The sequence below is a fragment of the Flavisolibacter ginsenosidimutans genome (genome assembly GCF_007970805.1).
Classification (GTDB): Bacteria; Bacteroidota; Bacteroidia; order Chitinophagales; family Chitinophagaceae; genus Flavisolibacter; species Flavisolibacter ginsenosidimutans.
This window is the reverse complement of sequence record NZ_CP042433.1, coordinates 2,084,486-2,107,371: the sequence shown is the minus strand read 5'-3', so window position 1 is coordinate 2,107,371 and position 22,886 is coordinate 2,084,486. Positions and strand designations below refer to the sequence as shown.

General features: G+C 46.7%; 17 protein-coding genes and 1 tRNA gene. 9 read left to right on the top strand and 9 right to left on the bottom strand.

Features of this window, described 5'->3' with window-relative positions; all coding sequences use genetic code 11:
* The first annotated feature begins 22 nt into the window (after window positions 1–22).
* The 3 genes from hisD to hisB all read left to right on the top strand — a co-directional run bounded on the left by hisD (window position 23) and on the right by hisB (window position 3,581).
* Window positions 23–1,300, top strand: a complete 1,278-nt coding sequence (hisD, locus tag FSB75_RS08595) for a histidinol dehydrogenase (RefSeq protein WP_146785653.1) — start codon at window positions 23–25, stop codon at window positions 1,298–1,300.
* A gap of 69 nt (window positions 1,301–1,369) precedes the next feature.
* Window positions 1,370–2,425 (top strand): histidinol-phosphate transaminase, encoded by a 1,056-nt coding sequence (gene hisC, locus FSB75_RS08590; RefSeq protein ID WP_172623098.1) that lies wholly within the window; start codon window positions 1,370–1,372, stop codon window positions 2,423–2,425.
* A 1-nt stretch (window position 2,426) separates the two neighbouring features.
* Window positions 2,427–3,581 carry a bifunctional histidinol-phosphatase/imidazoleglycerol-phosphate dehydratase HisB gene (gene hisB / locus FSB75_RS08585; RefSeq protein ID WP_146785650.1) on the top strand — a complete coding sequence of 385 codons (1,155 nt, stop codon included), beginning with the start codon at window positions 2,427–2,429 and terminating at the stop codon, window positions 3,579–3,581.
* A 68-nt stretch (window positions 3,582–3,649) separates the two neighbouring features.
* Here the strand turns inward: hisB and FSB75_RS08580 are convergent, their stop codons facing one another.
* The 3 genes from FSB75_RS08580 to FSB75_RS08570 form a co-directional block, all read right to left on the bottom strand.
* On the bottom strand, window positions 3,650–4,909 hold the full coding sequence (locus FSB75_RS08580) for a metal-dependent hydrolase family protein (protein WP_146785647.1): 1,260 nt from the start codon (window positions 4,907–4,909) through the stop codon (window positions 3,650–3,652).
* A gap of 185 nt (window positions 4,910–5,094) precedes the next feature.
* Window positions 5,095–8,400 (bottom strand): maltose alpha-D-glucosyltransferase, encoded by a 3,306-nt coding sequence (gene treS / locus FSB75_RS08575; protein ID WP_146785644.1) that lies wholly within the window; start codon window positions 8,398–8,400, stop codon window positions 5,095–5,097.
* Window positions 8,401–8,504: 104 nt separating this feature from the next.
* Complete coding sequence (locus tag FSB75_RS08570) at window positions 8,505–9,164, bottom strand: CPBP family intramembrane glutamic endopeptidase (protein ID WP_146785641.1); 660 nt, start codon at window positions 9,162–9,164, stop codon at window positions 8,505–8,507.
* Between the two features lie 152 nt (window positions 9,165–9,316).
* Between FSB75_RS08570 and FSB75_RS08565 the strand changes: the two genes are divergently transcribed.
* The 3 genes from FSB75_RS08565 to FSB75_RS08555 all read left to right on the top strand — a co-directional run bounded on the left by FSB75_RS08565 (window position 9,317) and on the right by FSB75_RS08555 (window position 11,626).
* Window positions 9,317–10,084, top strand: a complete 768-nt coding sequence (locus tag FSB75_RS08565) for a DUF1223 domain-containing protein (RefSeq protein WP_146785637.1) — start codon at window positions 9,317–9,319, stop codon at window positions 10,082–10,084.
* 107 nt (window positions 10,085–10,191) lie between these two features.
* Window positions 10,192–10,866 carry a cytochrome b/b6 domain-containing protein gene (locus tag FSB75_RS08560; RefSeq protein ID WP_146785633.1) on the top strand — a complete coding sequence of 225 codons (675 nt, stop codon included), beginning with the start codon at window positions 10,192–10,194 and terminating at the stop codon, window positions 10,864–10,866.
* Entirely contained in the window at window positions 10,859–11,626 is a 768-nt protein-coding gene (locus FSB75_RS08555; RefSeq protein WP_146785630.1) for a molybdopterin-dependent oxidoreductase, read from the top strand. The genes FSB75_RS08560 and FSB75_RS08555 overlap by 8 nt, the downstream gene beginning before the upstream one ends.
* Window positions 11,627–11,670: 44 nt before the next feature.
* On the opposite strand, the gene FSB75_RS08550 is transcribed toward FSB75_RS08555, so the two are convergent.
* The 3 genes from FSB75_RS08550 to FSB75_RS08540 form a co-directional block, all read right to left on the bottom strand.
* Complete coding sequence (locus FSB75_RS08550) at window positions 11,671–12,897, bottom strand: DUF2252 domain-containing protein (RefSeq protein WP_146785627.1); 1,227 nt, start codon at window positions 12,895–12,897, stop codon at window positions 11,671–11,673.
* A gap of 125 nt (window positions 12,898–13,022) precedes the next feature.
* A tRNA-Gln gene (locus FSB75_RS08545) sits at window positions 13,023–13,093 on the bottom strand.
* A 292-nt stretch (window positions 13,094–13,385) separates the two neighbouring features.
* Window positions 13,386–14,495, bottom strand: coding sequence for a DUF2911 domain-containing protein (locus FSB75_RS08540; RefSeq protein ID WP_146785625.1), 1,110 nt, complete (start codon window positions 14,493–14,495; stop codon window positions 13,386–13,388).
* A 322-nt stretch (window positions 14,496–14,817) separates the two neighbouring features.
* Between FSB75_RS08540 and FSB75_RS08535 the strand changes: the two genes are divergently transcribed.
* Window positions 14,818–15,543 (top strand): hypothetical protein, encoded by a 726-nt coding sequence (locus tag FSB75_RS08535; protein WP_146785622.1) that lies wholly within the window; start codon window positions 14,818–14,820, stop codon window positions 15,541–15,543.
* Between the two features lie 136 nt (window positions 15,544–15,679).
* On the opposite strand, the gene dcd is transcribed toward FSB75_RS08535, so the two are convergent.
* Window positions 15,680–16,216 carry a dCTP deaminase gene (gene dcd / locus FSB75_RS08530; protein ID WP_146785619.1) on the bottom strand — a complete coding sequence of 179 codons (537 nt, stop codon included), beginning with the start codon at window positions 16,214–16,216 and terminating at the stop codon, window positions 15,680–15,682.
* 70 nt (window positions 16,217–16,286) lie between these two features.
* Here dcd and FSB75_RS08525 point away from each other — a divergent pair, with 70 nt between their 5' ends.
* Window positions 16,287–16,958: a 4'-phosphopantetheinyl transferase family protein gene (locus FSB75_RS08525; RefSeq protein WP_146785616.1), complete on the top strand. Its 672-nt coding sequence runs from the start codon at window positions 16,287–16,289 to the stop codon at window positions 16,956–16,958.
* Here FSB75_RS08525 and FSB75_RS08520 read toward each other — a convergent pair.
* Complete coding sequence (locus tag FSB75_RS08520; protein WP_146785613.1) at window positions 16,947–18,254, bottom strand: DUF2130 domain-containing protein; 1,308 nt, start codon at window positions 18,252–18,254, stop codon at window positions 16,947–16,949. The genes FSB75_RS08525 and FSB75_RS08520 overlap by 12 nt on opposite strands.
* A gap of 73 nt (window positions 18,255–18,327) precedes the next feature.
* Between FSB75_RS08520 and FSB75_RS08515 the strand changes: the two genes are divergently transcribed.
* Window positions 18,328–18,522: a hypothetical protein gene (locus FSB75_RS08515; protein WP_146785610.1), complete on the top strand. Its 195-nt coding sequence runs from the start codon at window positions 18,328–18,330 to the stop codon at window positions 18,520–18,522.
* A gap of 123 nt (window positions 18,523–18,645) precedes the next feature.
* Here the strand turns inward: FSB75_RS08515 and treY are convergent, their stop codons facing one another.
* Entirely contained in the window at window positions 18,646–22,857 is a 4,212-nt protein-coding gene (gene treY, locus FSB75_RS08510; RefSeq protein ID WP_146785607.1) for a malto-oligosyltrehalose synthase, read from the bottom strand.
* Between the last annotated feature and the right edge of the window lie 29 nt (window positions 22,858–22,886).

Sequence of the window (22,886 nt, the reverse complement as noted above, 5' to 3'; positions counted from 1 at the left end):
TATGAATTGAAAGCCGTAGTAGATGCAAATACTTATTAACCCTGATAGGAAAGAGTGGAAAAATGTTTTACAGCGTCCGTATGCTGATAACAGCGCCGTGCTAAAAACGGTGCAGGATGTTTTGACTGATGTGAAAGCAAGGGGTGATGAAGCGGTGAAAGAACTTACAAAAAAATTTACCGGCGTTGCGCTGGATCGCTTTCTTGTTTCAGCCGAAGAAAATAACGCGGCGGAAAATAAGGTAACAGGAGAATTAAAACAAGCAATTCAGCAAGCCAGGAAAAATATCGAAGTCTTTCATGCAAAGCAACTTAATGAACCGGAGGTAATTGAAACGTTGCCGGGGATTCAGTGCTGGCGCAAAAGTGCGGGCATTGAAAAAGTGGGCTTGTACATTCCCGGCGGAACCGCCCCGCTTTTTTCAACGGTGTTGATGTTGGCGGTTCCGGCGCAGCTTGCGGGCTGCAAAGAAATTGTTTTGTGTACGCCTTGCGATAAAGAAGGAAAAGTTCACCCGGCCATTTTGTATGCAGCACAACAATGCGGCATAACGAAGGTGTTTAAAATTGGCGGCGCACAGGCCATTGCAGCCATGGCTTTCGGTACGAAAAGCGTTCCAGCGGTTTATAAAATTTTTGGCCCCGGCAACCAATATGTGACGGCAGCAAAACAACTTGTGCAGATGCAAGGCATTGCGATTGATATGCCCGCTGGCCCGAGCGAAGTTTGCGTGCTGGCCGATGAAACGGCGGAAGCAAAATTTGTTGCGGCGGATTTGTTGTCACAGGCGGAACACGGCGTGGACAGCCAGGTGTTGTTGGTGAGCACTGGGTTGTCAATAGTAAATAAAGTGCAGCAAGAAGTTGAAAAACAGTTGTCGAATTTGAGCCGGAAAGAAATCGCTGTAAAGGCATTGACAAACAGCAAGGCCATTGTTGTAAACAACATCGACGAAGCGATTGACCTGGTGAACGAATACGCTGCCGAACATTTAATTATCAGTTGCAAGGACGCCGATGCAATTGCGGAGCGAATCACCAATGCCGGTTCGGTTTTTATTGGCAATTATTCACCCGAAAGTGTAGGTGATTATGCTAGCGGCACAAACCACACGTTACCAACAAATGGTTTTGCAAAAGCTTACAGCGGTGTGAGTGTGGACAGCTTTGTGAAAAAAATTACGTATCAAAAATTAAGTGAAGAAGGATTAAAAAATATTGCTTCCACCGTTGTGCAAATGGCGGAAGCAGAGGGGTTAGATGCGCATGCAAACGCGGTGAAGGTGAGAATGGCCGAGTAGAATTACAGAACGTACAAGTGTGTGACACAACAGAAGTTTAATAGCAGTACAAAAGCTAAGTACATAAAAATGAGTTTTGAATTAAACAATCTTGTTCGGGAAAATATCAAGGTGCTTAAGCCTTATTCATCGGCACGCAGCGAGTTTAGCGGCGTGGCGAACATTTTTTTGGATGCAAACGAAAACAGTTTTGGATCGCCACTGACGAAGTGGTACAATCGCTACCCCGATCCTTTGCAATGGGAACTGAAAAAGAAAATTGGGAGCGTAAAAAAGATTGACGCCGAAAACATGTTGCTTGGCAACGGCAGCGACGAATGCATAGACTTGTTGATTCGTACTTTTTGCAATCCGCAGCGCGACAACATCATCATTTGTCCGCCCACGTATGGCATGTACGAAGTGTACGCACACATCAACGACGTGCCGGTGAAAGAAGTGCCGCTGACCACTGCCTATCAATTGAACCTTGAAGCGTTGGAAGAAGCGGTGGATGCAAACACAAAACTCATTTTCTTCTGTTCGCCCAACAATCCGACTGGCAACAGTTTGGACCGCGAAGCCATTGAAATGGTGTTGAACAATTTTGACGGTCTTGTGGTGGTGGACGAAGCCTACATCAATTACAGCCGCCAGCGTTCCTTTGTTGCAGACTTGAAAGAATATCCGAACCTGGTCGTGATGCAAACATTTTCCAAAGCCTGGGGCCTGGCGGCGTTGCGGTTGGGAATGATTTTCGCATCAACGGAGATTGTTGATGTTTTAAATAAAATCAAACCCCCGTACAACATTAACCAGGCCACGCAGGAACTGGCGTTGAAAGCACTCGATCATTTGGAAGACGTGAACGCCATGATTAAAGAAACGGTAAAGGAAAGGGAAATCCTTGTGAAGGATTTAACGGCTGTTTCGTTTGTTCAAAAAATTTATCCGTCGGATGCAAATTTTGTTTTGGTAAAGATGGACAACGCCACGGCTGTTTACACGTACCTGAAAGAACAAGGCATTATTGTTCGCAACCGCAGCAACGTGCTTTTGTGTGAGGACAGTTTGCGCATAACGGTCGGAACGCCGGAACAGAACGAACAATTGGTTGAGGCATTGAAAAATTATCAACGTAAATAAGATGGAGCAGAAGAAAGGCAAACGTGTTTTGTTTGTTGACCGCGACGGCACGATGATTAAAGAATACCCGCCGCTTTATCAAATTGATTCGTTGGAGAAAGTCACCTTCTATCCGTTTGCAATAAAATATCTGAGCAAGATTGCCGAAGAAATGGATTATGAATTGGTGATGGTATCGAACCAGGACGGATTGGGTACGCCAAAATTTCCCGAAAGCGATTTTTGGCCTGCGCACAACCTGGTCATTCAAACCTTTGAAGGCGAAGGTGTGTTTTTCAAAGAGCAATTGATTGATAGAAGTTTTCCTGAAGACAATTTGCCGACGCGAAAACCCGGCACAGGGATGTTTGGGACTTACCTGAATAACCCCGAATACGACATCCCAAATTCTTATGTGATCGGTGATAGAATTACCGACGTGCAACTGGCAAAGAACCTCGGTTGCAAAGCACTTTGGCTGAACAACAATCCAAAACTTGGCGGCGCAGAAGTAAAGGATTCGATTGAAGAATTAAGAAAGATTGTTGCGGTGGAAACAATGCACTGGAAAGATTTTTATGACTACCTGAAAAAAGGGCCAAGGGTTGTAAAGCACGTTCGCAAGACAGCGGAAACGGAAATTAATATTGAATTGAATTTAGACGGCAGTGGCAAGGCGGCAATCAACACAGGCCTTGAATTTTTCAACCACATGCTTGATCAAATCGCAAGGCATGGTTTGATTGATTTAACCGTTGATGTAAAAGGTGATTTGGAAATTGACGAGCACCACACGGTAGAGGACACCGGTCTTGCCTTGGGTGAAGCAATCGTAAAAGCGCTTGGCGATAAACGCGGCATCGAACGTTACGGTTTTGCATTGCCGATGGACGAAGTGGAAGCGAAAGTACTGATTGATTTCGGCGGTCGCCCCTGGATCATCTGGAACGCCGACTTTCACCGTGAAAGGGTAGGAGACGTGCCGACGGAAATGTTTTTTCATTTCTTCAAATCATTCTCCGATACGGCCAAATGCAATTTAAACATTGAATGCAAAGGCGAGAACGAACATCACAAAATTGAAGCGGTCTTCAAGGCATTTGCAAAAGCAATTAAAATGGCGGTGAAGAAAGACCCGTTGAAAAATTATTTGCCTTCAACCAAAGGAAGCTTGTAGCCGTTGGAATTAAGAATGAATAATTAAAAATTAAATGATCCCAGGCGTCATTCTGAATTATTCATTCTTTAATTTTTAATTATCTCCCCGTCCTTCATCACAAGCAAAATCTTTCGAATGTTCTTTATGTCAATGGAAGGATCGTCTTGTACGGCAATGATGTCGGCAAGCAAACCTTTTTTGATTCGTCCAATCTTATCGCCATAGCCAAAAACATCGGCGTTCACAGATGTCGCGGATTTCAAAACGTCAAGCGGTTTCATGCCATAGTCAACCATTATCTCCATTTCACGGGCATTGTCGCCGTGCGAATACACGCCAACATCGCCACCGGTGCAAATTGTAACGCCACTCTTTAATGCGGCTGCAAAACTTTTTTTCTTGACGGTAATGCGGGCCGGTTCGGGGTCAGTGCCTTTCTTCCAACCGCCGTATTGCGAAACGGCATCACTGGCCGCAAGCGTTGGACAAAGCGCTATGCCTTTTTCTTTCATTAATCGAAAAATTTCTTCATCGCCATCGTCGCCGTGCTCGATGGTGGAGACACCTGCGGCAATACTTCTTTTCATGCCCTCTTTTGTGGAGGAATGCACCACCACTTCACGTCCGCTGCTTTTGGCAATGGATACAGCAAGAGCAATTTCCTCGGTGCTGAAAGTTGGCGCAGGCTGTCCGTTTATGCCCCAGCGATAGTCGGCGTAAATTTTTACCACGTCAGCACCTTTGCTGATTTGCGTGCGCACCGCTTTCTCCATTTCTTCAAGACTGCTCACTTCTTCGGCGCCTTGCGGCAAGTCCACATCCGCGTTGTTGTAATTGGGGCCATAGCTTCCTTTGGCAACGATGGCCCTCGTCGCTACAATCATTCGCGGACCTGGAACAATACCTTTTTCAATGGCGTGTTTCAAACCGGCATCGTCGTACATCGCGCCTTCGGTTCCCAAGTCTCTTACGGTGGTGAAACCCGCCAACAGCGTGGCTTTGGCATGTGTTACCGCTCTTGCCGTTCGCTCGGCGCGGCTTTCTTTCAGTACCTGGTCGTTCCAGGTTACTTCGTTGTAAGGATGAAGAAAAAGGTGCGAATGTCCTTCGATCAACCCGGGCAAAAGCGTTGTGCCTTTTAACTCAATGATGCGTGTATTTGCAGGCAGTTTAAATTTCATGTCGCCTGCGGCTTCAATAGCGTTGTTATGCACCAAAACGATCCAGCCAGTGTGCATTGCCTCGCCGTCAAAAACACGGTCGGGTTTAAGAAGGGTGAAACTGTCGGTTTGTGCGAACAAAGTGAGAGAAGAAAGAAGGAAAAGAAGACTGAAAATGCGTTTCATCTTTCAAAAATAAAGCATACACCTTCGTGGAGATTATTGCGGATGTTGCAAGTTCGCGATGAGTGAACATGGCTACGAAAGCAAAAAGACAACCATTGCCTCTTGTTGAGCAGCGAACAAGACGTACAAGAGTGCGACGCAACAACTGTTTATAGTAGCAGTGCAGCTCAGTACATAAAAACAACTCACTCAATTATGGTCTGCATAATTCGCAGCGGTATCATTACTCTTTCGGGCCGGTGAGCTATTTCGTAATTAAACCAGTGCAGTGCATTCTCCAGTAAAAAGCTTTGCATCAGAATTTCAAAATCAGCGTTGTTGTCTGGGACGAAAGCAATGTCCTTTGTTTCATCCAAATAAGCTCGTACAAAAAAGTTGCTCATGTACTGCGCCCAAAAGCTGGCAAAAGGCAACAAGCTTTTTTGTTCTTCGGATAGCATGTGCGACGACGTGAGGAAACCTTCATAAGCAACATAGTACAAGGATCGAATTGTGGCGGCCACGTCACGCAGCGGCGAACGTTTCAAACGCCGTTCGCTGAAGGGCCGCAAAGGATTGCCGCCAAAATCATGAATTAACAAATCTTTGCCGGTGAGCAACACATGAGTAAGACCCATGTTGCCGTGTGTGCGAATCTTCAGTACGTCAAACTTTTTGCTGTAAATTTTCTTCAGCATGGTTAACATTTCTTCGCGCCTGGCGCCAAGCGTTTGTACATCGTCGCGAACGTCATCGGTAAGCGAAGCCGCATCTCTTTCAATGGCCTGGCTCATTTCCCGTACCAGCGAGAGCATGGATGAAAAAAGCGAACGCTGGTAATGCAGGGAAAATTCTTCGGGCAAGAATTCTTTTTCGATGCCTGCTGCAAAGGCTTTGTGCACTTGCGCCAATCGCACGCCAATAAGTCTTGCGTATTCCGCGGCGTTGGCGCCAACAAATTCCTTCAGGTCATCAGTCAATTCATCAAAGCTTATCGGTGAAGAAAGCTTTGGTGCTTTTGGATAAGCCGAAAGAAGATTTCTGTCGCGGGCTAAAATGCGTTCAAGATAATTGGCGATGCGTTCAAGCATGTAACGATGGCCGTCGCCGTGATTTTCTTCGAGCTTTTCCAACATGCCAAGACAGAACTGCCCGGCGTTCAAAGTCCACACAATATCGCCGGCGTATTTGGTGGTGAGGCTTGGGGCTTTTTCGCTCAGGTAACGGGTTAACTCCACATCGGGGTGAAGGCCTTTATCCACCCGGCGATAGACCTTCAGGAAATATGCGTTGTTGTAGGTAATGGCCGTGTGCATTTCGCTGGTAGCCTGCACCGTTGAGGTTACTTCCAAATGGCTGCCAATAAACTTTTCTACATCGCCCGTTGCCGAAAACAATATTTCACCGCTGGCCATGAAACGCTTTCCTTCGGCCATGAATTTTAGCAGCGCCTGTTGAAATGCCGTCGTGTAAACGGCGTCGCAAAGCCAACCCACTTCACCGTTAAGCGTAAGCTCCGCAACGGTGGCGACCGGATGTTTATCCAGCAATTCTTTGGCTTCGGCAGCACGGTTAAAAAGAAGCGGCAACTGGTAATACTCTGGCAAGCCGCTTTCAAAGGTTACTTCTATCAGGAGCACTTCGGCGTCTCTTTCGGCAAGCGGCAGAGCCGTGTGTGCAAGCAGGTTTGTGGCGTATAATTTTTTGTTCTTGCCCGTAAACCAATCCATGCGTTGAATGTATTCGGGCAGCACGTCGTTTTGCAAGACCTCAAGTGTATTGCCGCTAAACAAATCTTCCCACTGCGCTGCGTTTAACTTCAGGTGTTTTCTTTCTCCTGAAGCATCTGTCTTTGGCGCTTGCAAAACAAACCATTGATACGAATGTGGCGCCAGCGTAAAAAAATACAGGCTGCTTTCTTTGATAACGGGGAAAGAGTTGTGGCTAAAAACTTCTACCGGCACGTAGCCTTTGAATTCACGCAAATCAATTTCAGCCGGCTGTGCGTATTTGGAAAGATTGGAAACAATCAGAAGTGTCTCGTCTTCGTAGCTGCGGGTGAAAGCTAAAATCTTTGGATTGTTCACGTGCAGAAAAGTCATGTCGCCGCGACTGAAGGCTTTAAACTTTTTGCGCATGTTGATGATGCGCTTCATAAACCAAAACAAAGAGGTTGTGTTGGCACGTTGCGTTTCCACGTTCACCGATTCGTAATGGTATTGCGGATCGAGAATCACCGGCAAATACAATCTCTGTGGGTTGGTTTCGGAGAAGCCTGCATTTCTGTCCGGCGACCATTGCATGGGCGTGCGAACGCCGTCGCGATCACCCAGATAAAAATTATCACCCATGCCTATTTCATCGCCGTAATAAATTACCGGCGTGCCGGGTAAGGAAAACAACAAGGAGTTCATTAGCTCGATTCGCCTTCTGTCGTTTTCCATCAGAGGCGCAAGCCTGTGCCTGATGCCCAAATTGATTTTTGCCTTTGGGTCTTTTGCATAAACCGTGTACATGAAATCGCGTTCTTCATCGGTTACCATTTCTAATGTTAACTCGTCGTGATTTCGCAGGAACACCGCCCACTGGCAAGTCTCTGGTATGGGCGGCGTTTGGTCAAAAATATCAGTGAGGGGATAACGGTCTTCGCGTTGTAATGCCATGAACATGCGCGGCATCACAGGGAAGTGATAATTCATGTGGCACTCGTCGCCGTTGCCAAAATAAGACGCCGAATCTTCGGGCCACATATTGGCTTCGGCAAGAAAACAAATGCCGGGGAATTTTTTATCAATGTGCGCACGAAGCCGTTTTAAGAAAGCATGCGTCTCGGGCAGGTTTTCGCCGTTCGTTCCTTCGCGTTCGTACAGGTAGGGCACGGCATCCAGCCGAAAGCCATCTACACCCATTGCGCACCAGTAATCAATGATTTTAAAAATCTCTGCCTGTACATCTTCGCTGTCATAATTCAAGTCGGGCTGATGATGAAAGAAGCGATGCCAGTAGTATTGCTGTGCCACCGGGTCCCATGTCCAATTAGAGGCTTCGTAATCGGTGAAGATGATGCGGACGTCTTTGTACTTCTTTGGATCATCGCTCCAAACATAATAAGCTCTTTCCTTTGAATCTTTTGGCGCACGCCTTGCCCGCTGAAACCAGGGATGCTGATCGGAAGTATGATTGATGACAAGCTCGGTAATAACCTTTAGATTTCGCTTGTGTGCTTCGTCAAGAAATTGTTGAAACTGTTCGAGGTTGCCGTAGCGAGGGTTGATGGTGTAATAATCGGCAATGTCGTAGCCGTCATCACGCAGTGGGGAAGGATAAAAAGGCAAGACCCAAACAGCCGTTATGCCAAGCTCTTGCAGGTAGTCGAGTTTTTGCAGCAGCCCGCCAAAATCGCCGATGCCGTCGCCGTTGCTATCGTAAAAAGCCTTGATGTGGAGTTCGTAAATGATGGCGTCTTTGTACCAATGCAGTTTGTCGCTCAATGCCGTTTTTGATAAAGCCATGATCTTTTTCTTGTTCTCATTACTGCATAATTAGTGTGCCAAAGAGCAGAAGAAATTTGAGAGCCGCATGATTCGCCGCTGCGCTTAATTATAATTTTTTGGCGTTACCAGTAGCCGAGGTAAATAAACGTCAGGCCTATCGTGTCAAAAAAGCCGTGGCAGAAAAAGGCGTACCACAGGTTTCGCTTGTAGCGCAAGGCCAGAGCCTGGTAAGCGCAGCCCGCCAGGAAAGCGTTGATCATGCCGCTCGTACCCAATTGAAAATGATATAATCCAAATAGAAAATTGGTGACGATAAAACTTGCCGTAAGAGCATATCTTTTAGATAAAATTTTTTCGAAGCGGGTAAAAATGAACCCGTGAAAAACAAGTTCTTCGTACCAACCGCCAATCAGCCATCCCATGGAAAGGACAAAAAGGTAATTGAAGAAATGATGCCGGATAGAGTTGAAATCAGCAAGATTTGCCTTGGGCAAAAGAACGAACTTATTCAACGCAGGAAAGAAAACATAATTCAAAAACGCAAAGAGCAGAATTCCTGCTGCAATGCCAACCAGTACCGAATGAAGGGTGAGCTTTTTGGGATTAAAGCCAATGCTTGAAAAATTTTCTTTTGTTCTTTTAAGAACCAGCCAAAGCAGAATCAAAACCGGAATGGAATACGCAAACAGAACGGGGATAAGACCAAAATGCGGAAACAAAAATGCAAAAGCAATGGCGCTAAGCCACAAAAGAATATTACCAACTGTCGGTCTTTGGCGCATGATGGTGAATCTTGTAAAATGAAAATTCCTGTAAGTAAAACAAAATAGCAATTCCTTCGGTAGTTCCCTGGACGTGCAAAAAATCCATCGCTTCTATTTCTTCGTAACTTTCCTAAGCAAGACACAATATTTCTTCTTCACAATTCTGAGCCGTGTTCAAAACAAGTCTTCATAGAATTTTTGCTGCTGCAGGTTTTGCAGCTTTGCTTTCTTGTTCCAACGTTCAATCAAAACAAAAGGCGGCTGTTTTACCGGCGGTAAAAACAGGCAGCGGCATTCACGTCGTTGAATTGTTTACGTCTGAAGGATGCTCAAGTTGTCCGCCGGCGGAAAGACTGATTGATGCGTTAAAGGCCAAAGGCGACAGCAACGTTTTTGTGCTGAGCTATCACGTTGATTATTGGGATCACTTGGGTTGGAAAGATCCGTACAGCGAGGCTGCCTTCAGCGACCGGCAACGACGGTATGCACAACGTCTTTCTCTCCAAAGTATTTACACGCCGCAAGTGATTGTAAACGGCAGCGAAGAATTTGTTGGATCGGATGAAAACCGGCTCCGTGCTTCGCTTCAAAAGACCAACGTCAATGCGATAGCCATTCAGGCGTCGGTAAAAAGAATCGCAAACGGAAATGTGCAGCTTTCGTATTCTTCGTCTTCCGAATTGCCGCTCCTGCTGAACGTCGCCTTGCTACAACCTGAAGCCACGACCGAAGTAAAGAGAGGGGAGAACGAAGGCCGCACGCTTCACCACGTAAACGTTGTGCGTGCCTTGAAAACAGTGGATGCGCAACGGAGCGGAACGATTGAATTTGCGTTACCCACCGAGCTTTCAAAAACATTGCTGGCAATGATTGTGTTTGCACAGGAAAAAGGAGCTGGAAAAATAATGGGTGCTACGCAACTAAATATTCCTTTGTGAAAAATACGTAAGCGCAAACGATGATGGATTGTTTGCGGCATTTATCACCTCCTTTGAATTCAACGCAGTCTTTGCCCCAACACGCATTATCCTCAAACCAAACCGTTATGCCCACCGTTGTTAAAAAACATCCGCTTGCCATTCGCTGGTTTCACTGGCTCAACTTTCCTATCCTCGCCTGCATGATCTGGAGCGGCCTTTTAATTTATTGGGCCAACGACGAATACAAAATCAAGTTGGGGCAGAAAGAGTTTTTTCACTTCTTTCCCGATGGTTTTTACAAAACGCTGAACGTCCCGTTTCGCCTGGCCGAAGGCATGAGTTGGCATTTTACGTTCATGTGGCTCTTCTTCATTAACGGTTTGTTGTACGTGTTGTTCACCATCTTCTCGGGACAATGGCGATTGCTTTTGCCCAATAAAAAATCGGTTAAAGAATCCTGGCTTGTGGTGCTGCACGATTTGCACATTCGCAAAGCCGCGCCGGAATTTTTAAAGTACAATGCGGCGCAGCGTGTGGCTTACACGCTTGTCGTTCTCATGGGCATCGGTTCTTTGTTGACGGGACTTGCCATTTACAAACCCGTTACGTTTAGCGCACTTGCCTGGCTTTGCGGCGGCTACGAAGCGGCGCGACTGGAACATTTTATTTTAACGCTTGGTTACGTGCTTTTCTTTTTGATACACATTGCGCAAGTAATTAAAACCGGCTGGAACAATTTTCAGGCGATGGTCACAGGTTTTGAAATCATCAAACCAAATCAAACCGTCAACAATGAATAATTCCACACATACATTTCCGCAGGAGCAGTTGTCGAAAAAACAGTTGCGAAGAAAAACTCTTCTTTCTTTTTTGATTTTTGTTGTTCTCGGCGCAGGCGCATGGGCCCTTTTTTCAAGTGTAAAGAATGCGCCCAAAGACGACGGCGCATCCAAACCGTTGCGCAGCGTGTTATCCACAAACGAATCCATTTTTTCTTCGGTTTTCAGTTCAAAAAAACTGGTGAAGGAATACCCGGTATCGGCAGCGGCCAAGGCCGTTCGTGTGAACGGCAGTGATGGATTGGAAGATGCTGTGGATACGGCGGACTGGCGCTTGCACGTAGTAAAACAAAACGGCGATACGCTAACACTCACCTTGGCAGATATAAAAAAACTGCCGAAGAAAGACATTGTGTTTGATTTTAAATGCATCGAAGGTTGGAGCCAGGTAACGCATTGGGCGGGGGTGTCGTTAAAAACGTTTTTAGAAACATACGGTTTAACCGCAGAGAGCAAGATGAATTACGTGGGTTTGCAAACGCCCAACAAAAAATATTATGTGGGCATAGACATGCCAAGTGCCGTGCAGGAACAAACCATCCTGTGTTATGAAATGAACGGTGCGCAATTGCCACTCAATCAAGGTTATCCATTGCGCCTGATTATTCCGGTGAAGTATGGTGTAAAGCATTTAAAGCGCATCGGTACAATGTATTTCAGCAACAGCAAGCCCCCGGATTTCTGGGCCGAAAGAGGTTATGATTATTATGCAGGACATTGAGATAGGTGAGAGGTGAAACGACAGACGTGAAACCGGGAATCATTTTAAATTTTCTTTCTTTCAAAAAATCCGTTTTGGTAGTCGTGCAGGAAGCTCCGGTAGTCTACATCCACTTGCGCCGCATAGTCAATTGCATATTGCGTTAATTGTTGTTGCCATTCAGGATCATTTCCAAATGCAATCAGGTCATCGGCAATGGCCGAGCCCTGGCGGCCGGCACTTCGCAGTTGCGCTGAAGCTGTGAGCAGTGCCATATCTTTCATCACCCGCAGTACGTCCTTCTCGTGCCGCACTACAACGGTAAAGTCAAGCTTGTCTTCTTCGGGCTGAAGTTCCTGGATGGTGTATGCCACGCCGTCAAAAACGACAGTGCTTAAATGCGCAGTCGTCGCGTACTGGGAACGCGATTGAATGGCAACAATGCGTTCCGCTTCGGACAACCATTGCGGTTGAGGCAAAGGATTATACGTCACCAGGGATGATGGCCTTGCTTCTTTCATATCAAGCAGCAGAAAATGATGTTGAGCTTCTTCACTTTCAACAAGCAGTAGAAACCTTTTCACGCCCACGCTTCCTGTACCGGCCATGCGCTGGCAGGCGTCAACGACGTTGCATTTACGCAAGGCTTTATCGGTCGAATTTGTTAGCCAGTCAGCCATGTGTGCAAGCAGCGTTTTTTTTGTTTCGGGCTTCAGGGCCAACCGCTTTTCGTTGTCAACAACAAGGCTGCACGATTTTTTGTTTTTTGCCGTTTGATTTTGAAGCAATTCTTTTTCTTTCCTGCGCCCGGCTTGTTCCAAAAAAGAACGCACAATGCCTTTTGCCAGTCTTGCTTCAATGTGTTTTGCCTTGCCGCTCCTAAGTGTTTTGCAATAGGTGTTCAGAAAAAAGCGGGCCCAAGCCATCACCTTTTCTTCTTTCACGCTTAACGATTTAAAGGCTACGAGGATGCTCGTAACAACACGAACCAGTTCCCAGGTTGCAGGAAGAAGCACGGCTTCGTCAAAATCGTTTTGATCAAAATAAACGTAGCGGTTGGATGCTTTGTAGCTGCCGAAATTTTCGAGGTGCAAATCGCCGCAACCCCAAACTTGGGGAGAACGGTGTGGAAAATAGGAGCGGTTGCTTAGGTCTTCGTAAAACAAATGACAGGTGCCGCGGAAAAAGCGGTAGGCATTTTCGGCCATCAGGCCGTACTTCAGCCGCACTTTGTCCTGCGGCAGAGCGGTGTGGAAAGCTTCGATTCGGGCGGAAACAGAAGGAGGCTGCATAGGTCTAATTTACTTAATTATCGGCGGAAGAAACCGGCACGTAAAACCCGGGCGGGCAAGAAGGGAAACGTGGAGTGAGAGAAAAGCTAACAAATGAAAACGCCTTGCATTTGCAAGGCATTTTGTTGAGCTACAAGGATTCGAACCTTGACAGACAGAACCAAAATCTGTAGTGCTACCGTTACACCATAGCTCAATCCTGAAGGAGTGCAAAAATAAAGGCGTGCGGGAAACGAGCCAAAAAAATTTACTCCTTTCCCAACGCTCAATTATTGCACGGAAAAACACCTGAAACCAATCCAGTTTGCGCAATGTTGCTCCGAACGCACAAGAGTGCGACGCAACCGGCGAGAAATAGAATTACCAAAGCTCGTTACATAAAAGAAAAACCGCAATTTCAAATGGAGCCGCGATTTATAAGCAGTGGCCGAAACGCAAGCGTCGGTACGCCGATGGTATTTTGCCTATTTCATTGGGAAAGCAAAGCCTTAATTCACGTCTTGTCCTTTCTTCAACTTGTCAATCATGGCAGCCACGCTGTTTTTGTTTTGGGCGTCGGGTGCAAGCGGCAAGGCCTGCTCGGCAAACTTCAATGCGTTTTTGTAGTCGCCGGTTGCGGAAAAGCCTCTCGTCATGCCCACGAGGGTTGTAAACTCCTTTGGGTGTTTTTGGTAATTCATTTGAAAAACCTCCAACGCTTCTTTGGGTTTTTTCTGTGCCACCAGCGAACGGCCGTAGCCGTGAATTTCATTCACGGTAGCCAGCGGCAAGGCTTGTTTCATCAGGGCTGCGGCTTCCTCGCCACGACCGAGTTTTTGCAGGATTTGCGCCTTGGTGGCCTTGGGCTGAAAAAGATTAACACCGCCAAACAAAGGGCCCGACGCAGAGTCGCTCCACTGCAAGGCCTGTTCAAGGTTCACGTTGTGTTGCAGGCACCATTGTGAGGCCTGTTCCCACGCAAGCCAGAAGAAGCCGCGTTGGGTGCGCAGCTCGTTTTGAAACGACGCAATTTGATCCTGGATGTAATTCGTTTCTACTTTAAACGGTATGGTTAGGTGCTCCCATTCCAGCGCAATCGTAGCCGCGTTTTCGGTTTGATTGGTGAACTCGTATTTGAGCCATTCTACGCTGTTGGCCGTCTTCACCGGTTTTACGGGCACCCGCAATACGTCTTCTTTGGGATCGTAAAAAAAGCTGCCCCATTGCGTGCTGTTCGATGAAAAAATCAGCGTTGATTGGGCAGAATCGTAAGCAACGAAGAAACCGTATTTGCCTTTCTTCAACGGTTTGCCTTCAACGGTTACGTCGTTCGAGAATTCGATGGTTGTGCTTTCGTTGGAACCGGCGCGCCAGGGTGCGGCCTTGCTGTTGCCAAAACCTTGATCGGTAAAACCGGTGGGAATCAGCGCTCCCCAAATTTTTCCTTCGCGGCCTTTTACGCCGGGCCTATCGTAATGAATGGTGACATCGGTAAGGCCGATGCGTTCACCCACCACGGCTTTTTTGTTGCCGCCGCTGGGCAGCACGGTAAGTGAGAGTTGTGCGTTTGAAAAGAACGTGAGAACGGTTGCAAAAGCTGCAAGCAGGAATCGTTTCATGGCAGAAGTTTAAGGATTAAATCTACTTTGCCTTGCAGTAAGGATTGCGGGATTTTTACCGAAGTATTAAATTGAGTGGTTGATGAAAGATGGGTGGGATGAATGGTTGTGTACTGAATTGCATTGCTACTATTTGGCTTTTGTTGCGTCGCACACTTGTGCATTCAGGTATATTACTCAGCAGTCGTCCTTGTTCCAATGTTTATTGATAAATAATGTATTTTGGAGCAAGAACATGCGTCAATACAATCGTTGTGCGCAATTAATGAACTCCGCCTGTGGAAAAAGAGTGTTTGTTGCATCATATTTCAAAGCTGATAACATGAGGAAGCAAAAACTTGTCGCATTCCTTGTCTTATTCTACCCCTTTCTTTACGCATCGGCACAAGAAAACTTGGTTTTGAATGGTGACTTTGAAGATCCCTTTAACCAAGACAGCGCTTATAAAGGCAGATACTTCCATTGGAGCTTCTTAGAAGACTATGCTGAACAAGCGCAGTGGGCACATATTTATCGCGATTCTTCCGATATTTTCGAAAACACTAAAGTGCTGGGAAAAGGTGAAGTAGTGCCCTTTAGCGGGATGAGCTTTGCTGGGTTAGGCGTATTCGATCCGGAGTTTGAGTTTCGTGATTACTTGGTAGGGACGCTTAAAACACCCTTGATTGCAGGCACAAGGTATAAGATTTCTTTTGCCATAAAGCCCGCCTATTGTAATGGATTTCTCATAAATTCTTTCGGTTCAGCCCTGATTAACAGCAGCGCCTTGCCATCGCTGGTAAAACGTCGTTACACAGTACTAAAAGAAATCACACCAAATCTTCAATTCAGCCTTACAACCCAGAGCGTAGATAGGTGGCTTTTGCTGGAAGGGAGCTTTACAGCAAAGGGCGGTGAGGACAAAATTATCCTGGGATGTTATAGCCAAGACAAGGAGGTAAAGGCAACCAGACTAAAGCACTCAAAAAATTGCAGCGACGCAGATCAGACAATTTGCCGATCGGGTTACTACTTACTTGACAACATTAAATTGACAGCGTCTTGGTGATGTGCGCACAACATGGTTTTGCTCCAACAGGTGCTGACGAACATCTATTCAACTCATTATCTTTATTGGGCAATAAGAAGGAAGTGAAGCTGCGGTTTTCCAAATGCACCTACTGACAGCAACACCTTCTGCGTTTTTAAAACTTATTCTTCCACATCATGCTTTCCACAGGCTTGTTCGGCTGACCGCTGTACTTTGCGTTTGCTTTTTGGTTGTACTTCACTTCAATCTCGCCTTCCACCGGAAAATAAATGAGTTGTCCTACCGGCATGCCGGCGTAAACCTTCACCGGTTGTTTAACGGAAATCTCCAGCGTCCAGTTGCCGCAAAAGCCCACGTCGCCTTTGCCCGCTGTGGCGTGAATGTCAATGCCCAACCGGCCCGTGGATGATTTGCCTTCGAGGAAAGGAACGTGTGCGTGGGTTTCGGTATATTCCATCGTCACACCCAAATAAAAAATGTGCGGATATAGAACAAAGCCCTCATCGGGTATGTCAAACGTTTCAATCTCGTTGTGCTTCTTCGCATCCAGAATGTGCTCGCGGTAAGTAGCCAGCGTTTTCCCAAGGTGAATGTCGTAGCTGTTGCTGCCCAGGCATTCGCGGTTGTACGGAACAATCTTGATGGTGCCTTTTTCCATCTCTTCCAAAATGCGTTTGTCGGAAAGAATCATGAAGGATTTGAGATTTGCTGTTTGAAATTTGATATTTGACGTCAGCAAAATAAACCGGGAAACCGAAACGATGCCCATTTTTTTTCAGCACGAGATTGATGAACACACGCGGCTTGCGGTGTGGAAGATTGTCGAGGACGAACGGTTCTTTTTGCAATACGTTCCCTTGCATCGTGCCATCACGCACCCACACAAGCGCCTGCAACATTTAGCGGGCCGCTACCTGCTGCAATATCTCTTTCCCGACTTTCCTATCAACCTCATTAAAATTGCGGATACACGCAAACCTTATCTTGAGGACGAGGCTTACCATTTTTCCATTTCGCATTGCAGCAATTACGCGGCGGCCATCGTCAGCAAGGCCAAAAGGGTAGGTGTGGACATTGAAGTGCCCACGGTTAAAGTAGAGAAAATCAAACACAAGTTTTTGCACGAAGAGGAGTTGAATTGGCAATCGGCAATTGGTAACCGGCGAACAGAAAGCGAGGCTATCAACCAATCAACCGCTCAACTGCTCAACCAATTAACCTTGCTTTGGTCGGCCAAAGAAGCGGTTTTTAAATGGTGGAGTTACGGGGCTGTTGACTTTAGCGAAATGATAAGGCTGCAACCGTTTGGGCTGCAGCCTGAAGGTATGATTGAAGGTGCTTTTGTGGGCGAGGCTGTTTACCCGCTGCAAGCGCATTACAAACTTTTCGACGGCATTTGTCTCGCTTGGATTGCGCAGGATTTACACAAGTAAAGCTTGCTCTTCGCCGTCTTCCAACAACGGAATGTTTCCCACACTTGCTCCCGCAATTCCTTTAATGGAACCGTACATTCCGGATGTGCTCAACAACACTTTTTGTAATTGCTTTTCTCGCTCCTTCCAAAGCTTTTCCATTTGAATGCGTTCCTTGTCAATGGAAGTTTTCATGGAAAGAAAGCCTTCCACGATGGTTTCCATCTGCTGGCGAAATTCATTGCCGGTTAAATAATCGTACAGCAACTGCATCTTCTCGCCTTTGTTTTCTTCGCCGCGTTTTGTTTCCGCAATGCGAATGATGGTGTGCCGCATGGCGTTGGTGAGTGCCACCACTTCGCCGAATGAACAAATCCACACACCGTCCATTTCACCAAAGCATTTAAAATCCTTTGGGTAAGCCTGCGTAACGATAATGGCAACGTCTGCATTCTTGTTGCGCATGTCTGTTTTTAATTTTTCCACCCACGGCTGCTGAAAGGTTTTGGTACGCTTGCTTTCAAAAATGATTTTGCCGCAATCCTGTCCCAAATGATTGCGCACGGTTTGAATGCAATCGGCGCCTTCAACGCCCTTGCCCACTTCGCCCACCACATCAAAGGGAAAATGATCTTTCAGCAGTTCTTCCAACAACAGTTCCTGCACTTCGCCCTGCCGCTGCATTGAGCCTTGTTCGGCTTTGCGCTTCATTTCTTCGATCAGTTTCTTTTGGTCTTCCAGTTGCATTTGCAGATCCTTCATCTTGAACAAATGCTCCTCTTCGCGCAGGGTAAAGCGTTGTTCTTCCTCTTTGCGCAACTGGTCGAGCAGGTTGCTTTTCTCCTGCATTAATTTTTTTTGCAATTGTAATTCCAGTTCGCTCTCCCGGGTTTGCAATTCTTTTTCTTTGCGCATGAAGTCCAGTTCTTTTTGTTGCGCCGTGCGAAGCTTTTCTTCTTTTTCGCGGTCGCTTTCTTTCAAAATGCGCAACTGGTTTTCGTAATCCTGCGCAATGGATTTGCGAATCTGCAATTGCAGCTCGGCTTCCAGTTTTTGGCCGTCGGCCTTTGCCTGCGCTTCTAATTTTTGTTTTTCCTGCTGCAGTTTTTGCTGAAAAAGCTCGTTGGTTTGTTTGCGCTTTTCTTCAAAAGCCGCTTCCTGCTCCGCTAATTTTTTTCGTTCGCCGTCAAGCTGTAAAAGTGATTGTTGCAATTTTTGATCGTACTGAAGTTTAATCTTTTGTTCCACATCACTCGACAGTACTTCTTCCACATCAAATTCGTTTGAACAACGTGGGCATTTTATGTTCGTAGGCATAGCCGCAATTTTTTTTACAAATTAACGGCTCTTCCTAAAATTTTTAGCGAATGTGGAAAAATCAAAGGCGGTAATGTGCAGAACTTTTCGGCAAGCTCAAAGTGACAAGGTTTGGGCTTTGGGCTACGGAATAATCATCAACGCCGGTTCGGGCTATTCGCTGCAAGCTTTTGCCCGCGCAACACCCTTCGGCAAGCGCAGGGCAAAAGGCTTTCCACTTCTATCCCGCAGCCTTTCGGCAACGAAACACTGTTCATCAGCAGCTTAAATTGTTTTTCTTCTTTGCACAATTTTTCAGCAACTCCTGCAGGCTGATAGATTGATACGTTGCCGCATGATTGTGTTTCTAACTGCTAATCCTGACCTTTAGGCTGGGTTAACTTTGCGTTTCTCACAGCCTGTTGTACATCTTCGTCCATTCAAGCAACTGTCTTTCCGTAGCGGCATTCACTTGTCCCGGTGTCAATCGCCAGACCCAGTTGTTTTCACCCGATGACGGCGTGTTCATTCTTGCGCTTTCGTCCAATCCCAATACATCCTGCACCGGCAGAATTGCAATCTGCGCCACCGAGCCGTAAGCCATTCGGGCAAATACTTCGCTAACATTCTGTTCGTTCACTTCGCACCCGTGGTAGTGATTGATTCTTCGCTTAACGTCTTCGCCTGCTTCGGTGCGGTACCAACCAACTGTCGTATTGTTGTCATGCGTGCCGGAGTAAACCAAAAAGTTTTTGTCGTAGTTGTGCGGAATGTAATCGCTTTGCGGCATGTCTTCGCCGAAGGCAAATTGCAGGACCTTCATGCCCGGCAAACGAAATTCATCGCGCAGATGCAACACGTCTTCAGTGATGTCGCCCAGGTCTTCGGCAACGAACGGCAATTGACCCAAAGCGTTTTCAATCGCGTTGAAAAAGTCCGCACCCGGTCCTGACTTCCATTGTCCATTACGAGCCGTTTGTTCGCCCGCAGGCACATCCCAATAACCCGCAAACGCACGAAAGTGATCGAGGCGAACGAGATCAAACAATTCGATGTTCTTTTTCAGTCGTTCAATCCACCAGGCATAACCGGTTTCTTTTAGCACATCCCATTTAAACACGGGCATTCCCCACAATTGTCCATCAGCGCTGAAGGCATCCGGCGGCACGCCTGCAATGCCTGTGCGTTGCCCTTCTTCGTCAACTGCAAAAATTTCGGTATGTGCCCACACATCAGCCGAATCATACGAAATGTAAAAGGGTATGTCGCCGATGAGTTGAACGTTGCGGCCGTTGCAGTAATCTTTCAATTCCCGCCACTGTTTGGTAAAAATGAATTGCAGCCATTTTATTTTTCGCACTTCTCTTTTGTGTGCAACGGCCAACTTTTTTAACGCCGCAACGTCGCGTTTCTTGTACTCTTCGGGCCATTCAAACCAGGGCTTTCCGTTGTGCAGTTTTTTGAGCAGCATGAACAGCGCAAAATCATCCAGCCAGTGCTTTTCTTTTGCGTTGAATTTTTTAAAGGCTTCGTGAAGCGGCGATGGCCTTTGCCGAACAAAAGACGCGAAGGCTTTTTCAAGCAATTCGTTTTTCACTCGTTCGGATTCAGAGTAATTCACCTTGCTTTCTTGCGGCAGGTAATAATGCTGCAACTCGTCGGCGCTCAGCAAAGCGTCTTTCACCAGGGCTTCCGGAGAGATGAGCAAAGGATAACCGGCTTTGCTTGACAAGGCGCTGTACGGCGAATGTCCCTGGCCTGCTTCGGTGGGATTGAGCGGCAACAACTGCCAGTATTTCTGTCCGGCGTGATAAAGAAAATCAGCAAAGACTTTTGCCTCCGGTCCCATGTCGCCAACGCCGAAGAGCGATGGCAAAGAGCTAATGTGCACCAGCACGCCGGCGCCTCTTTCGTTGGTTGCCAGCCTTGCTTTTAAAAGAGCAAAAGGCAGGTGCTGAAAAAGTTCTTTCGCCAAAAGGCCTTTGCTTTTGGCTGTTTTTTTTCGCGTAAAAATGTTTTCAACACGACCCTGTATTTCCGCGGGCAGATGAATTTTTGTATCGGCCCAATCCAGCGAAAAAAAATCTTTGCCCTGTTCTTTGCTCAAGGCGGCGGTATGCAGCGGAACGGCCACCGCGTAAACACTTCCTTTGTGCCGCCGGGCAAAAGCCAAAACTTGTTGCCTGTATTTTCCTTCCACCTGCAGCGGAACGTATTCGCCTTCGGTAAACACATCCGGATGGCGTTTGCGCAAGTGCAGAACCTGCTGCAGGAGCCACAATTTTGCCTGCGCTCCGTAACGGTTCTCCACTAAATAAGGCAAGAGTTCTTTGTCGGTTTTACCGGCAAAACTTTGCAGGGCTTCGATGCGCTTTTGGTAGTCAACGGCCCTGCGGTTGTCGGGGTCAACGAAACTGAAATCCCAGAACTCGCAGCCCTGGTAAACATCGGGTACACCGGGACAAGTGAATTTGAGCAACACTTGCGAAAGCGAATTAATGATGCCGTGATCAACAATCTTTTGTTGAAATTGAGTAAAGCTTTTCCAGAAAGGTTTGCCTTTGTCAAGAAGCGCTACCGCAAAATTTTTTGTGGCGTTTTCGTATTCCTCATTTGGCGTCGTCCAATTCGAATGCGTCTTTGCTTCACGCAACGCTTTTTGTAAATAGTCTTGCAGCCGATTTGCAAAATCATCTTCGTTTTCTCCGGGCATGGGGTAATTTCCAACAAGCACCTGATAAACGAGATACTCATCGTTGGCATCCGGCGCCCCGGCCCGTTTCAAGCCTTTATTTATTTCCTTCCATTCCGCGGCAAGGCTTAACCATTCTTCGTGCAAATCGGTAAGCACGTTTAATCGTGCACGGCTGTCTTCGCCGCGTTTGGTGTCGTGTGTTGCCGTTGCGTTCAGCGACAAGGGCCAGCGTTGCTGACGGTCTTGCATCTTGCGGTGAAATTCTTCCACCGTATCGCCAAAGGCATCGGGAGAATCGCCCACTTCGTTGTGACCGATGAAGCGATTGTACGTGTACATCAGGGTATCTTCAACGCCTTTCGCCATCAACGGCCCGGTAAATTGCATGCACCGTTGGTAAAACTTCGCGATGTTTTCGTTTACCTCAACCTTGCCTTCGTGCGGACGATGCAAAAAAACATTTTCCAATACTGTAACTGCTTCCTTTGATTCACCGCTTCTTCTCAAACCTTGCAAAATATTCCGCACGGCTTTTTCTTCGTTGCCGTTCAACGGAAAAAAATTTCCGTAACAACGGTACACCGGACATTGGATCAAAAATTCGCCGATGGCAGACTTCATGTCGTCGGGCGGAATGCGGGCCAGGAATTTTTTATCGGCAATGTTCAACTGCAAAAAATAGCGGTAAAGATTTTCAAGTTCGCCGCCCATGTGTTCGTAAAGAATGTGGGTCTTTTTGTCGTGGAGTTGCTGGTGAAGACTGCGGTAATCATCGGTAAGGCCTTCGTAAAATTCTGTGAATGGCGGCTCTGCATCTTTGTTGGTGAAAAGGTTGTTCACCGCCGAGAGAAAATCATAGCCCGTATTGCCCTGAACGGGCCAGTCGGTTGGCATGTCTTCACCCGCCTCTAAAATTTTTTCTACAACAATGCAGCTTTCCTGGCCGCTCAACTGCCGCAAGCGTTGAAGGTATTCGGTTGGATTGTACAGGCCGTCAACATGGTCTACACGCAAGCCTTGAAAGATGTTTTCGTTCGCCAGTTTCTTTACAAGCGAGTGATGTTTTTCAAAAACGTTTTCGTCCTGAATGTTCAAACAAATCAATCCGTTTACTGTAAAGAAGCGGCGGTAATTAATGCGGCTGTCCGTTTCCTGCCAGTGGCAAAAACGATAATGCTGTTCGTTTGCAAGCTGCCGTATTTTTTCTTTGTCATTATTTATGTTGTCAATCGCTTGTTGAACGGCGGCCTTCACTGTTTCATTTCGCATCAGCGAATGCAGTTGAAGCAGCAACTCGTCCCAGCCTTTGTGTAAAGAATTGCTGTCTTCAAGTTTGTGTACGTTGTCAATTTGCACCAACAAAGAATTGATGGCATCGTTTCCCTCCGCAGTTTGCAATATAAAAGGGTAAGAACCGGGCTTCAAAGGATAATGGTTGTCGTAATGTTTAAAAACGAACCTTCCTTCTTCAAAAGCAAGGCGCAACTCACCGTTGCTGATGACTTCTTCCAGCGTACTTCCGAGGAAAGGCACCATCAGTTTTCCGCTGAACAAGCGGCTGTTCATAACCGTGTCAAAAAAAGGCGCATACACCGATTGCTGGCCTTTCTCCAACACGTCCATCAACCATTTGTTTTTGGAATGATAGGCGGCATGATTGGGCACGATGTCTTGCAGCCAGTTGATGCCGGCATCGTTTAACTTTTTTCGAAGCTGCCGCAGTTCTTCTTCGGTTCCAATTTCGGGATTGATGCGCAAAGGATTGACGATGTCGTAACCGTGCACACTGCCAGGAAGAGCTTCAAAAACGGGTGAAGCATAAACAGTTCCAACGCCCAATTGCTGCAAGTAAGGAATTCGCTTTTCGAGGTGTGCAAAGGTGAAGTTTTTGTGAAATTGGATGCGGTATGTAGAAAGAGGATTGAACATGATTTGTAATGAGTGATCAGTAATTAATA